Annotated in this window: 14 protein-coding genes and 1 tRNA gene; 9 read left to right on the top strand and 6 right to left on the bottom strand. The window is 62.0% G+C overall.

Going from position 1 to position 13,471, the window contains the following annotated elements:
* Positions 1–74 precede the first annotated feature (74 nt).
* Both E5720_RS00340 and E5720_RS00335 read right to left on the bottom strand, forming a co-directional pair.
* Positions 75–1,592 carry an SDR family NAD(P)-dependent oxidoreductase gene (locus tag E5720_RS00340; RefSeq protein WP_247596108.1) on the bottom strand — a complete coding sequence of 506 codons (1,518 nt, stop codon included), beginning with the start codon at positions 1,590–1,592 and terminating at the stop codon, positions 75–77.
* Positions 1,593–1,716: 124 nt separating this feature from the next.
* A tRNA-Leu gene (locus E5720_RS00335) sits at positions 1,717–1,805 on the bottom strand.
* A 155-nt stretch (positions 1,806–1,960) separates the two neighbouring features.
* Here E5720_RS00335 and E5720_RS00330 point away from each other — a divergent pair.
* From E5720_RS00330 to E5720_RS00320, 3 genes are all read left to right on the top strand, one after another.
* A complete protein-coding gene (locus tag E5720_RS00330) occupies positions 1,961–3,322 on the top strand; it encodes a M20/M25/M40 family metallo-hydrolase (protein ID WP_136169023.1) in 1,362 nt (453 codons plus the stop codon).
* Positions 3,323–3,339: 17 nt separating this feature from the next.
* The gene (locus E5720_RS00325) at positions 3,340–3,870 is read left to right on the top strand and encodes a YbhB/YbcL family Raf kinase inhibitor-like protein (RefSeq protein WP_136169022.1); all 531 of its coding nucleotides are present in this window, start codon (positions 3,340–3,342) and stop codon (positions 3,868–3,870) included.
* 230 nt (positions 3,871–4,100) lie between these two features.
* Entirely contained in the window at positions 4,101–4,769 is a 669-nt protein-coding gene (locus E5720_RS00320) for a rhomboid-like protein (protein WP_136169021.1), read from the top strand.
* 112 nt (positions 4,770–4,881) lie between these two features.
* Here the strand turns inward: E5720_RS00320 and E5720_RS00315 are convergent, their stop codons facing one another.
* From E5720_RS00315 to E5720_RS00305, 3 genes are read right to left on the bottom strand one after another with little or no spacing between them, the layout of a single operon-like run.
* Positions 4,882–5,955, bottom strand: coding sequence for a quinone-dependent dihydroorotate dehydrogenase (locus E5720_RS00315; RefSeq protein WP_136172320.1), 1,074 nt, complete (start codon positions 5,953–5,955; stop codon positions 4,882–4,884).
* A 41-nt stretch (positions 5,956–5,996) separates the two neighbouring features.
* Positions 5,997–6,245 (bottom strand): DUF5703 family protein, encoded by a 249-nt coding sequence (locus tag E5720_RS00310; RefSeq protein ID WP_136169020.1) that lies wholly within the window; start codon positions 6,243–6,245, stop codon positions 5,997–5,999.
* 30 nt (positions 6,246–6,275) lie between these two features.
* Positions 6,276–7,301: a hypothetical protein gene (locus E5720_RS00305; RefSeq protein ID WP_136169019.1), complete on the bottom strand. Its 1,026-nt coding sequence runs from the start codon at positions 7,299–7,301 to the stop codon at positions 6,276–6,278.
* Between the two features lie 315 nt (positions 7,302–7,616).
* Here E5720_RS00305 and E5720_RS00300 point away from each other — a divergent pair, with 315 nt between their 5' ends.
* Entirely contained in the window at positions 7,617–7,970 is a 354-nt protein-coding gene (locus tag E5720_RS00300) for a hypothetical protein (protein WP_136172319.1), read from the top strand.
* Between the two features lie 8 nt (positions 7,971–7,978).
* Here E5720_RS00300 and E5720_RS00295 read toward each other — a convergent pair whose 3' ends face one another.
* Entirely contained in the window at positions 7,979–8,911 is a 933-nt protein-coding gene (locus E5720_RS00295; RefSeq protein WP_136169018.1) for an aldo/keto reductase, read from the bottom strand.
* Positions 8,912–9,125: 214 nt separating this feature from the next.
* Between E5720_RS00295 and E5720_RS00290 the strand changes: the two genes are divergently transcribed.
* The 5 genes from E5720_RS00290 to mshC all read left to right on the top strand — a co-directional run bounded on the left by E5720_RS00290 (position 9,126) and on the right by mshC (position 13,446).
* Positions 9,126–9,968: an undecaprenyl-diphosphate phosphatase gene (locus E5720_RS00290; protein ID WP_210729998.1), complete on the top strand. Its 843-nt coding sequence runs from the start codon at positions 9,126–9,128 to the stop codon at positions 9,966–9,968.
* A 27-nt stretch (positions 9,969–9,995) separates the two neighbouring features.
* A complete protein-coding gene (locus E5720_RS00285) occupies positions 9,996–10,685 on the top strand; it encodes a histidine phosphatase family protein (RefSeq protein WP_136169016.1) in 690 nt (229 codons plus the stop codon).
* A 71-nt stretch (positions 10,686–10,756) separates the two neighbouring features.
* Positions 10,757–11,350, top strand: a complete 594-nt coding sequence (locus tag E5720_RS00280) for a DUF3090 domain-containing protein (protein ID WP_136169015.1) — start codon at positions 10,757–10,759, stop codon at positions 11,348–11,350.
* Positions 11,351–11,385: 35 nt separating this feature from the next.
* Positions 11,386–12,180 (top strand): SCO1664 family protein, encoded by a 795-nt coding sequence (locus E5720_RS00275; protein ID WP_168708402.1) that lies wholly within the window; start codon positions 11,386–11,388, stop codon positions 12,178–12,180.
* A 24-nt stretch (positions 12,181–12,204) separates the two neighbouring features.
* The gene (gene mshC / locus E5720_RS00270) at positions 12,205–13,446 is read left to right on the top strand and encodes a cysteine--1-D-myo-inosityl 2-amino-2-deoxy-alpha-D-glucopyranoside ligase (RefSeq protein ID WP_136169013.1); all 1,242 of its coding nucleotides are present in this window, start codon (positions 12,205–12,207) and stop codon (positions 13,444–13,446) included.
* Positions 13,447–13,471: the final 25 nt, after the last annotated feature.

Raw genomic sequence — 13,471 nt, 5'->3', positions numbered from 1 at the left:
ACCGGTATTCCCTCGAGTGTCCCAGCACAAACGTGCGAGGGCCGATCATGGCGGCTGCTGCCCAGGGCGCGACATCACCAGGGTGAGGGGCCGTAGTCCTTGAGGAACTGGCCGTACAGATCGATACCCGACTCGCCTTGCACGATGGGGTCGTAGACACGCGCCGCACCGTCGACAAGATCGAGTGGCGCGTGGAATCCTTCGTCCGCCAACCGCATCTTCGTCGGGTGGGGTCGTTCGTCGGTGATCCAACCGGTATCGACGGCACTCATCAGGATTCCGTGATCGAGCATTTCCTTGGCGCTCGTTCGGGTGAGCATATTGAGCGCGGCCTTGGCCATGTTGGTGTGCGGGTGTCCGGGACCCTTGTACGCCCGACCGAACTGTCCCTCCATCGCGGAGACGTTCACGATGTACTTGCGGCGTGCAGTCGAGGTTTCCATGGCTGCGCGCAGGCGGGAGACCAGAATGAACGGTGCCACCGAATTGCATAGCTGAACTTCGAGCAGTTCCACCGGATCGACTTGCTCGACGGTGTGTATCCAACTGTTCGTATCTGCCAGGTCCGGCACGAGTCCACCGGCGTCGATAGCGATACCTTGCTCGATTCGATCGGCGCTCGCCGATCCCGCAACCAGCGCAAGAGATGCGACGGCCTCGGCGGTGAGGGATTCACGACCGCCCGCCGTTATGGCGGTCTCCGGCAGCGAACTCGCCAGCGACGCGGGATGCGCGTCACTCGTCGTGCCGAACTTCGTCACTTCCGGCCGGGATCCTGCTGGGATGTAGTCCAGTGACAGCGGCGTCGACTCGCCGTCTGCGAGCGCACTGTATGCCCCTATCGAGCGTTTGACCGTTTGAGCTGCGTTGTTGATCAGGATGTCGAGCGGTCCATGAGCGGCCACCGAATCTGCAAGAGCGACAACCTGAGCCGGGTCACGCAGATCGATTCCGACGATGCGGAGCCGGTGGAGCCACTTGTCACTGTCCGGCATCGCCGCGAATCTGCGGACGGCATCATTGGGGAAACGCGTCGTGATCGTCGTATGCGCGCCGTCCCGCAGCAGTCGCAGCGCGATGTACATACCGATCTTTGCTCGCCCACCGGTGAGAAGCGCGGTGCGCCCGGTCAGATCGGTAGTGGCATTACGTTTGCTCCGATTCAGCGCTGCGCAGTCCGGGCAAAGCTGATGATAGAACGAGTCGACCAGCGTGTAACGCTGTTTACAGATGTAGCACGGCCGGGGGCGAATCAACGTACCTGCGAATTCGGTTTCGGTCCGCGAGGTCAGCGATATGCCCGCGGTTTCGTCGTCGATACGATCCGGTGACCCGGTGGCGGTCGCCTCGACAACTGCCCGATCCGCATCCGACTTGGCCGTACGTGCAGCGACACGGCGTGCCCGTTTCAGGTCCTTGAACAGTTGCCCCGAGGCGCGTTGCACAACAATCGAATCGGGATGTTCCTTATCCAGCGACCCAGCCTGGGCGAGGACACGAAGGCAGATTGCGAGATCGGCCGGCTCGATCCCCGAGCATTCGGGCGACGAGCCGAGCATCTCCGAATCGACAACAGTGTCCCCGTCGACCATCCGTCTTCCTCTCCTTGCTACGTGCGAAAACGACATAGGCCCCGATTCCGGGGAATCGGGGCCTATGTCGTCTGTCTCAACGCAGAACTTCTGGAACATATACACAAGATCTTGTGCAATTCCCTGGTGTCCGAGGGGGGACTTGAACCCCCACGTCCGTTAATAGGACACTAGCACCTCAAGCTAGCGCGTCTGCCATTCCGCCACTCGGACCAGTTGTGCACTGCAATTACCAGCGACACGGTGTACACATCTTGTTCGCACGCCTGCTCGCTGCTTGCTGGACAAAGATATACGACGGGTGGCCTATCGCCCAAATCCCCACGTCAGTTCACCCATAGCCCTGGTCCGGGTGGTAGGAACGTGGGGTGTCTTCCGCCGATCATCCCCATCCCGACCCTGTCCCGACGACCGCGCTCGACGAGGTTGTCGACCTCGTCAGCGCATTGATCAGATTCGACACCTCCAACACCGGCGAACTCGAAACGACCAAGGGTGAGAAGAAGTGCGCCGAGTGGGTGGCGCAGAAACTTCACGAGGTCGGTTACGAGACCGAGTACGTCGAATCCGGTGCCCCCGGCCGTGGGAATGTATTCGCGATGTTGCCGGGTGCGGACCAGAGCCGCGGCACTTTGTTGATCCACGGGCATCTCGACGTCGTCCCGGCAGAGCCTGCGGACTGGAGCGTGCATCCGTTCTCCGGCGCTGTCGAAGACGGGTACGTGTGGGGTCGCGGCGCGATCGATATGAAAGACATGGTCGGGATGGCGCTGGCGCTGGCGCGACAATTCAAATCGAACGGCACTGTTCCACCACGCAATATTCTTTTCGCCTTCCTTGCCGACGAAGAGAACGGTGGCAAGTACGGCTCGCAGTGGCTCGTCGAGCATCGTCCCGACTTGTTCGAGGGTGTCACCGAAGCCGTCGGCGAGGTCGGGGGTTTCTCTTTGACCGTCGCCAGGCCGGACGGCACCGAGAAGCGGCTGTACATGGTCGAGACGGCAGAGAAGGGTCTCGGCTGGATGAAACTGACTGCGAAGGCGCGAGCCGGACACGGGTCGTTTCTGCACGAAGAGAATGCGGTGACCTATCTGGCCGAAGCTGTGGCCAAGCTCGGCAACCACACATTCCCGTTGGTGATCTCCGATTCCGTTGCTGAGTTCCTCGCAGCGGTGGCCGAGGAAACCGGACTCGATTTCGACCCGAAGAGCCCGGATCTCGACGGCACTTTGCTCAAGCTCGGCAGCATCGCGCGGATCGTGGGCGCGACGCTGCGAGATACCGCCAACCCGACGATGCTCCAGGCCGGATACAAGGCGAACGTGATTCCGCAGACCGCCGAGGCGATGATCGATTGCAGGGTGGTCCCCGGGCGTCAGGCTGCGTTCGAGCGGGAAGTGGACGAACTGATCGGGCCCAACGTCGAACGCGAGTGGGTTACCAAGCTCGACTCCTACGAGACGACATTCGACGGGCACCTCGTCGACGCTATGAACGACGCGATACTTGCACACGACGAGAACGGACGTACGGTTCCGTACATGCTGTCTGGTGGCACGGATGCAAAGGCTTTCGCGCGCTTGGGTATTCGATGCTTCGGCTTCGCGCCGCTGAAATTGCCGCCCGAGCTCGACTTCGCAGCCCTGTTTCACGGCGTGGACGAAAGGGTACCGGTGAGTTCACTGGAGTTCGGTACACAGGTGTTGGAACACTTTCTGCTTCACAGCTGAATCGAAAGGATCTTTTGATGGCGTACAACCCTTACGACGCACTTCCCGCACTGCCTTCCTTCGAACTCACCTCGGAGGATGTGGAGGACGGTGGAACTCTCGGTAGCCAGCAGTTGAGTGGAATCATGGGTGCCGGCGGCTACGACAATTCGCCGCAACTGTCCTGGTCCGGGTTCCCCGAGGGCACCAAGAGTTTCGCACTCACCGTCTTCGACCCGGACGCACCGACGGCCTCGGGTTTCTGGCACTGGGCGGTAGCGAACATCCCAGTCGACACGACTTCGCTCGTCGTCGGTGCCGGTGACGACGGCGGTACGGGTGTGCCCGGTGCTGCTGTCACGTTGAAGAACGATGCGGGTCTGTTTCGATACATCGGTGCGGCACCTCCAGCGGGTCATGGACCGCACCGCTACTTCTTCGTGGTCCATGCGGTCGACGTCGAGCGACTGGAAGTGGACGAGACAGCAACGCCGGCGTTTCTCGGTTTCAACCTGTTTTCGCACGCGATCGGACGAGCCGTCCTGACGGGTGTGTACGAGGCTCGATGAGGCCCTCGAGGGATGGAGACGGTCAGTCTTCATCCCTGCTGGGTGAGGACGGATCCTGCAGAGGCTGCAAGGTTGGCGTAGTCGGGAGTAGTCCCGAGTTCGGTGCGACCGCACGGAAGCATTCACCCGGCGGCGAATGGGAGTCGTTATGTTCGACAGCGTTCAGCGTAGGTTTCCGCCGATCGCAGATGATCGTCCGCTCGAGCTGACGCAGTAGTCGAGGCCCGTCGATGGATGGATCGGTTTCCTCGCGCCCTCGGAGGTATGTGCGTGCTGCCGGATTCTATGTCCGCCGGGCGCCGGGCACCTTCGTCTGGCTAGCGATTCTGCTGGCGACGTCGGTAACGATGAGGTATTTGTCGCCGGACACTCTCGATGTGTTGTTGGGCAATCGGTCCACCAACCTGCATCACCTTGCCCAAGACCCGGTTCGGGTTCTGGTCTCGAGCGCGTTCTGGCTCGAGGGTGGCGGATGGCTTACCTACTTTGTCCTGTACAACGTTTTTCATGTGCCGGCGGAGCGGTGGCTGGGGACCCTGCGCTGGTTGTCCGTCGTCGTTGTCGCCCACGTCGGCGCTACCTATGTGAGCGAAGGAGTGCTGTACTGGGCGATCCGACACGGCTATACACCCGGGTCGGCGGTCGACACACTCGACGTAGGTGTCAGCTACGGACTCGCAGGAGTGATAGCGGTACTGACCTACCGGATCGCCCTCCCTTGGCGGTACTTGTATATCGCTGGCGTATTGGTTTTCTATGCAGTTCCGCTGTCCGTCGATTTGAACTTCACCGCGGTCGGTCACTTCACTGCGGTGGTTCTGGGACTGTGCTGCTACCCGCTCACCAGATCACGCGGCGGCGTTTGGTCACCGATCGAGGCCGTTCGACGCGTGAGCTGACGCATGGTTGCACGCGTAGCAGAAAGACCGTCCAAGCCCCGACCGGTGACTGTCCCACTCGGATACGTCCGTGCCATCAGGAGCGTCGCATGTCACGACCCTGTCCGCCGTGTCAGCTGCTGCGGTGGTCCGATCCGACCGCGTCCGACAGTGACGTAAACCCGTGCGCTCTCAATCGGAGGGCAATGCCTTTGTTGATTCGACGCATCCAGAACGGGCCCCCGTAGATGAAACCGGTGTAACCCTGGATCAGTGACGCGCCCGAGGTGATGCGCTCCCACGCTTGATCCACCGACTCGATCCCACCGACCGAGATGAGGGCAATGCGTGTCCCCACTCGGGCGTACAGCCTTCGCAGAACCACGAGCGAGCGGTCTGCCAACGGTGCCCCCGACAATCCGCCGGCGCCGACCGCCTCGACTTCTTCGGCCGAAGTGCACAGCCCCGACCTGTCGATCGTCGTATTGGTCGCGACGATACCGTCCAGTCCCAACTCGACAGCAAGGTCGGCGATGGCGTCTATGTCCTCATCGGACAGATCGGGTGCGATCTTCACCAGGATGGGAACCGTGACGACACTTTGCACCGCCTCGAGGATGGGACGTAGAGACGCGACAGCCTGAAGATCCCGCAAGCCCGGTGTGTTCGGTGAGCTGACGTTCACCACCAAGAAGTCGGACAGCGGCCCGAGAAGCGTTGCGCTTGTGGTGTAGTCGGCAGCAGCGTCGGCGGGGAGCGTGACCTTGGTCTTCCCGATGTTCGCGCCGATCGGTACACCGCCTCGGCGGTTCCTCAGTACGTTGGCGGCGTTGCCGGCGCCGTGGTTGTTGAAGCCCATTCGGTTGATCAGAGCGCGGTCCGCAGGCAGCCGGAAGAGCCTGGGAGTCGGATTACCGGGCTGGGGTTGTGCGGTGACCGTGCCTACCTCGGCGAACCCGAAGCCCAGTGGCCCCCAGGCATCCACGCCGTCGGCGTTCTTGTCGAAGCCTGCAGCAAGACCGAGCGGACTGGGGAAGTTCACCCCGAAAACTGTGCTTCGAAGTAGTGGATCGTCGACCACGAATACCTGCGATAGAAGCTTCCTCGTCGGAGCAAAGGAGGTCAGCGTGCGCATGGTCGCGAACGCGAGATGGTGAATCCGCTCCGGCTGCAGCAAAAACATCAACCGAAGCAGTGCGCTGTACAAGGTCTGGCCCACGGTTCTTCTTTCCGTCTTCGTTCTTTGTCTCATATTCCAGGATCGGGTATGTGCTGGGCAGTTTTCTTTCGCTTGAGCAGCACCCGCCGACTTCCATCGGTGTAAACGCGCAAGCGGGAGAGTTCCCAACCGCCGAACTCGGCCTGAATGGCAAGCCTCATCGAGGCCGCCACCCGTGTGACATCTGGGGGCAGGCGGAGTGGAACGTATTCCCACTCCTCGGACGTCAAGTCCCACTCTCGCGGGAAGCGTCCGCTCCCGTACCGATTCTTCGACACCGTGGGTTATCGCCTCGACTCTCGTTGCCTTTACCGGCCGTCGCCAACCGCTATGCGCTGCAATCCTTCCCCGGCGGCCGACCCCACGAGCAAGTCGCCCGTCGCGGCGTCGATTGCGAGGGAATCCGGCTGCCTTACGGTCGGGAACCTGGAAACCTCGACAGGAATTCCCGTGTCGAGCGTGTATCCGACAACTTCGTTGATGGCGGGCACGCTGATCCAGACGACGTCCGACTGGTTGTCGTAGGTGACTGCCCATGGCTGAGCATCGACTGGAAAGCGCTGACGCAACAACAAGTCGTCCGAGGAGAACACGAGCAGTTCTTCTCCGGTGGCATCCGTCACCAGGATTCGTCCGAACCGGTCGGTGGCCAGCTCGGCTGCGCCCTCACCGGCGCGGAGAGCGATGCCGAGTGAACCTTTGTCGATGTCGACGACGGTGACCGAGGTCTGATCGCGATCCAGAGCAGTAAGTCCGTACATGGTCGAGGCGAGCGCGTCGACCGAGGTCAAACCATTTATGGTCTGCGATTCGGTCCCGTCTTGCTCGAGAATATGAACCGAACCACGATCATCTCCTACAGCTGTTCTGCCGTCCTCGAGAACAGCGGCACTGAGTAGATTCGCCTCGACTTTCGTCGAGGTGACCTTCGAGTCACCTATATCGACGCGGGTGAGGCTTCCGTTCATCGGGAGTACGACGGTGCCGTCCCCGGGCGCCACTATGGCGGCTGCCTCGCCCTTTAGCGCTATCGTTCGAGGTTCGGCACGGCTGTCGGATGTATCGAACACCAACAGGTTCGAAAAACTATCGTCGAGCGCGAGAACGCTGCGCGTGGCATTGTCGAAAGTGGTGAAGTGGATCCCGGATGGAGACGCGGTGATGCTTCCTGCTGGGGTAGTCGAGGTTTCAGGAGAGCTGACCCCGGCCAAGGGTTCGACGCTTACCGGATCGGGTTCGTCGGCTCCGTCACCCGAACAACCGGCCGCCAACAAGATCGTCGAGGTTGCCGCGACCGCGGCGAGAGTTCGCCACCGCAAACGTCTGTCTCTCATGGGAATGCCTGCTCCTGGATACTGTGATCGTGTGTCTGAAGGGTGCCATGGTGTGGCGTAGTGGAACAAAGTGTCGAGTCCACCCTGCCTGATGGGTCGGAAGTCGACACTCCCGGACTACCCGAGTGCGGTCGAGGCGAGGTGGCGGTACCGTGTTTTCATAGAAAAGAACGAGGAGTCGAGATGGTAACTACCGAGGATTTCAGTCGACCGGACGGTTCTCATCGCTCGGTTACAGCTGGTAGCCATGTTGGTTCTGGTAGGACAGCGACCTCTTGTGACCCTGGTTACCTAGTTGCTTGTGGATCGGCGAGACTGTCGGACGCGTCAGGATTCGCCATCGAACAAATCACCGTCGGGGCACACGCAAATGGATTCGGTCGAAACCTGGACGGCCGACAGTTCGCGTTTCGAGTGCACAAGTCCACGCTGTACGTCGAAATATATCGCGACGATCTGCGCGAGCTGGTCCCGAGCAAGTCGGACGTCATCGCCGTCGTGGAGCAGTCGGCCACCGAAATCGATTTGACCGATCAGCGCAGTATCGTCGCCGCCGTCCGCGACGCGGTGACAGTTGCAAACGAGCTGAGCACGAGCCCACGGTCGTTTCTGCGGCGCGTCGGGTCGATCCTCGACCGGATCCTGACGCGGAAAAACGTGACGGCGTAGGCACGCGGTCAGCTACTGACGTCGTCCAACGCCGAAGTGATTGCCGCAGGCAACTCGAGGTCTTCCGCGACGAGTACCCCGGTCAATTGCGCGAGGTCCCTGGCTCCGACTATCGCCGAGCTCACACCCGGGCGATCGCGTGCCCAGGCCAAGGCCACTGCCAGAGGTGAAGTTTGCAGGCCACTTGCGGCCATGACGGCCGCATCGACGACGTTGACGGCAGCGTCGGTGAGGTAACCGGCAAGCGATCCTGCGTGGAGATCGTCGGCACCTCGCGAGTCCGCCGGCGTGCCATTTCGGTATTTTCCGGTCAGTACTCCGCCGGCCAAAGGGACGGCAGCGAGGATGCCGACACCGTGATGACGCGCGGCCGGCAGCAGTTCGTCCTCGATCCCGCGAGCAAGAAGCGAATACTCGGCCTGCGTGGCGACGATGCGGCCTGCGCTCGCGGCTCCAGCCGCAGTCGCGAGTTGCCAGCCGAGATAGCCACGTGCTCCGACATAGCGGACTTTTCCGCTCGATACGGCGTAGTCCAAGGTGGACGCGATCTCGTCCACGGGCGTGCTCGCATCCCACGCCGCCACCTGCCACAGATCGAGGTAGTCGGTACCCAAATCACGCAGCGTCGCATCGAGTTGGCCGAGTAGTGCGCGCCGAGAGCAGTCGATGCGGTAGTGGCCGCTCGCGGTTTCGATACCGGCTGCACTGCTCACGATGAGGTTCGAGCGCGGGACCACGTCGTCGAGGACCTCCGCGAGCACTCGTTGCGCTCGTCCATCCCCGTATACGGGTGAGGTGTCGACCAGTGTTCCCCCGGCGTCGGCGAAGGCAGCGAGTTGGGCAGCCGCGTCGTCACCGTCGGTGCCGCTGCCCCATCCGAGCGTGCCGAGCCCGATCCTCGACACGCGCAGGCCACTGGAGCCGACTGATCGCTGCTTCATAGTTTTCAACATTCCTTGTCGATTGTGATGGTGTCGGTTTTCTGAGTCGATCACGAAAACGGCGCCAGGTGAGCAGAGTAGTGCGCCGGTGGCGGCGGTGCGAGTGTCGGTCGATCCGGGCGAGCCGCGCCAGGTACCGTCGGGCCGTGAATTGCGCACCTTTCCTCAGCCGAACCCCTCTGCTCTCGTCGACCTTCGGGGAGGTTCGAGGATGATCGGTGAGTCCATGAGTTGGCTTCAGGCAGTCATCCTCGGCGCAGTTCAGGGGTTGACCGAGTTCCTACCGATATCGTCGTCAGGACACCTACGAATCGTCTCGAGCGTCTTTTTCGGGTCCGATGCAGGAGCTTCGTTCACAGCTGTCACACAACTCGGAACCGAAGCGGCGGTGCTCGTGTTTTTCTGGCGCGACATCGTGAGAATCGTCAAGGCATGGTTCCGCGGCATACTCGACAAGGCTGCGCGCGACCTCGACTATCGGCTCGGTTGGTACGTGATCATTGCCACCATCCCGATCGGGCTGTTGGGGATCCTGTTCAAAGACCAGATCCGAACCGGGGCCCGCAACTTGTGGCTCATCGCAACGATGCTCATCGTGTTCGCCATCGTCATCGCAGTCGCCGAGTTCCTCGGTTCCAAGAAGCGACCACTCGACAAGATCACTACACGGGACGGGCTCGTGATGGGTGCCGCGCAATGTCTGGCGTTGATTCCCGGGGTGTCGCGGTCGGGCGCCACTACAAGTGCAGGCCTGTTCATGGGCCTCGAACGCGAAGCAGCCGTGCGGTTCTCGTTCCTGCTCGCCATACCGGCTGTGACTGCGTCCGGCCTGTTCTCGCTGCCCGATGCATTCGAGCCGGCCGGTGAAGGTCTCAACGCCTCCGGCCCACAGTTGCTGGTCGCGACCATCGTCGCGTTCGCACTCGGCTACGCCTCGATCGCATGGCTGCTGAAGTTCGTTGCGAATCACTCGCTGTACTGGTTCGTCGGTTATCGCATCGTGCTCGGCATCGGCGTGATGGCGCTGCTGTCTGCGGGCGTGGTGTCGGCCACCTGATTCGTCAGACGCCCTAGGCTGGGTTCCATGACGGTGATCTTGCTGCGGCACGGCCGCTCGACGGCGAATACTGCGGGCGCTCTGGCAGGGCGGTCGTCCGGGGTCGCACTCGACGAACGCGGACTGGAACAGGCCGCTCATGTTGCGGAGAGATTGGGCGGGCTCCCGGTCGAGGAGATCGTGCACTCACCGCTGCAGCGGTGTGAGCAAACGGTGGCACCTCTTGCCGCCCGGCGCGGTCTGACTCCGACGGTCGACGAACGGCTGATCGAGGTCGATTACGGGTCGTGGACGGGAAAATCGATCAAGGATCTAGTGAAGGAACCGCTGTGGAAGGTGGTCCAGCAACACCCGTCCGCAGCGGTATTCCCTGGTGGCGAGGGACTGGCTCAGGTGCAGTCGAGGGCAGTCTTCGCAATCCGGGAACACGACGCGCGTCTCGCCGAGGAGTACGGCCGTGACGTCCTCTGGGTGGCGTGCTCACACGGTGACGTCATCAAATCGATCCTCGCCGATGCATTGGGCTGCCACTTGGATTCGTTCCAACGTATCGTCGCCGATCCTGCCTCTGTCAGTGTCGTCCGGTACAGCTCGACCAGGCCGTTCGTGCTTCGGACGAACGACACTGGCCTCGACTTGACCGCGTTGGTACCTGCGGTGCCGACGGCGTCGAGCATGGACTCCGACGCGGTGCCCGGTGGCGGTTCTGGAACGTAGGCCCGGCGATAGCGGATAATGAAGTTCGGGTCCGAGTTTTCGGGTCCGAGAATGTAGCTCCAGGAGGTGCAATGCCACGCGCAATACATGTTTTCCGCACCCCTGATCGTTTTGTCGCGGGAACCGTGGGAGAGCCAGGCGATCGTTCGTTCTTTCTGCAGGCAGTCCACGACGCTCGCGTCGTCTCGGTCGCGCTCGAAAAGCAGCAGGTGCAGGTTCTCGCTGACCGGATAGGTTTGCTGCTGGACGAAGTTCAACGAAGGTTCGGCGCGGAGTTCCCGCCCGAGGAAACCGAACTGGGCGACACGAGTCCGTTGATGACTCCGATCGATACCGAGTTTCGGGTCGGGACCATGGGTCTGGGCTGGGACGCGGATGCGAACGCGGTGGTGGTAGAACTCCTGGCTATCAGTGAGGTCGAGGTCGACGAGTCTGTCGTCCTCGATGACACCGACGAAGGTCCTGATGCAGTCCGGGTCTTCCTGACGCCGCTCGCGGCCCGGGAGTTCGCACTTCGTTCCGAGCGGGTGATCGCTGCCGGCCGTGCGCCGTGCCCCTTGTGTGGTGAGCCGCTGACTCAAGACGGACACACCTGTATTCGATCGAACGGATACAAACGAGACGCCACCTTCGGTTCGGTCGGCGAACTTGGCGAAGAGCTTTGACCGAAGACCGGCCGCCGTTCGCGGGCCGCAAGGTGATGGAAACCGGTGAGTTGACCATCATCGGTCGAGTGGTGTCGGCCAGCAACGCGACGTTGGTCTGCGAGGCAACGGGCACCGGGGATGACGGTGAGACGTCCACGGTTCGGTGCGTCTACAAGCCTGTTCGCGGAGAAGTGCCGCTTTGGGACTTTCCCGATGGGACCTTGGCCGGGCGAGAGATCGCGTCCTACGAGGTGTCGGACTCTTTGGGTTGGAATGTGATTCCGACCACGATTCTTCGGGACGGTCCGTTCGGCCCGGGGATGGTGCAACGGTGGATCGACACGCCGGACCGCGACGGGGAGCACGGCCGCACGTTCGACCTGGTCGATATCTGCAGGCCGGACCTCGTTCCGACCGGATGGATACCGGTCATGCAGGCTTACGACGGCGATGGCGAGGAAGTCTCGCTCATTCATGCCGACGATCCTCGTCTGCAGCGGATGGCTGTGCTGGATGTACTCATCAACAACGCCGACCGGAAGGGCGGCCACGCACTCGAAGGGGTGGACGGATATGTCTACGGCGTCGACCACGGCATTTGTCTGCACTCGCAGAACAAGCTTCGAACGGTGCTGTGGGGTTGGGCCGGCACCGCTATCGACGACGCTGCGATGTCCGACGTCGTCGCTTTCGTAGAGTCGTTCGCCACTGTCGTCGAACCACGAATTCGTGGGCACATCACCGACGAGGAGATCGAGGCCCTGCTCGGCCGAGCCCGTGCGCTCGTGGCACATCCGGTGATGCCGGAGCCGCGATCGAGCAGGCCGATACCGTGGCCCGCCTTCTGAAGCCTCTCCGTTAGGCTCGTCTTCATGCAGTCTTGGTCCGAACCAGCCGTTCCCTCGATCCCCGGCCAGGGGCCTACGCTCCGGCTCTACGACACGGCAGATCGGCAAGTGCGACCGGTCACACCCGGCAAAGTGGCGAAGATGTACGTGTGTGGAATCACCCCGTACGACGCGACGCATCTCGGTCATGCCGCGACATATCTGACGTTCGACCTGGTAAACCGACTGTGGCGCGACGCGGGTCACGAGGTGCATTACGTGCAGAACGTCACCGATGTGGACGACCCACTTTTCGAACGAGCCGACCGCGACGGCGAAAGCTGGATCGACCTGGGTAATCGTGAGATCGCCTTGTTCCGTGAGGACATGGAGGCGCTTCGAGTTCTGCCTCCGCGTGATTACATCGGTGCTGTCGAATCCATCGACGAGGTCATCGACATGGTCGAGAAGCTGGTCGCCTCGGGTGCGGCATATGTCGTCGACGACGCCGAGTATCCCGATGTGTATTTCCGTGCGGACGCCACGCCCGAGTTCGGTTACGAGTCGGGTTACGACCGGGCGACGATGGACAAGTTCTTCGCCGAGCGTGGAGGCGACCCGGACCGAGTAGGCAAAAAGGACTCGATCGATGCTCTCCTGTGGCGTGCAGAGCGCAAGGGTGAGCCGTCGTGGCCGTCTCCGTTCGGTCCTGGCCGGCCGGGCTGGCACATCGAGTGCTCGGCAATTGCGCTCAATCGCATCGGGACCGGTTTCGATGTGCAAGGTGGCGGCAGCGACCTCATCTTCCCGCACCACGAGTTCTCGGCCGCGCACGCCGAAGCTGTATCCGGTGGCGGTCGGTTCGCTCGGCATTATGTGCACACCGGGATGATCGGTCTGGACGGCGAGAAGATGTCGAAGAGTCGCGGCAACCTCGTGTTCGTGTCGAAGCTTCGCGCCGACAATGTCGATTCGGCTGCAGTTCGGTTGGGTCTGTTGTCCGGGCACTACCGTCAGGATCGTCCGTGGACGGACGAAGTTCTCGAACGTGCACATACCCGGTTGGCGTTGTGGCGCAAGGCAGCTGCACTGGGGTCGGCCGCCAGCGCCGACGACGCAGTAGTTCGCCTACGTCAGCACTTGGCCGACGATCTGGACACACCGAGGGCTCTCGATGCACTTGATGCGTGGGCAAGTTTCGCCGTCGAGCGCGGGGGATCGGACACCACCGCTCCCGGTGCATTCGCCGACGCCGTCGACGCACTCCTCGGCGTGCCTTTACGCTGATACGCCTTTCGAACCGGCTGTGATC

It is taken from the genome of Rhodococcus sp. PAMC28707, from assembly GCF_004795915.1.
In the GTDB taxonomy this organism is placed as follows: Bacteria; Actinomycetota; Actinomycetes; order Mycobacteriales; family Mycobacteriaceae; genus Rhodococcoides.
Note: the sequence above shows the minus strand (reverse complement) of the source record. Positions and strands in the feature narration are given on the sequence as shown.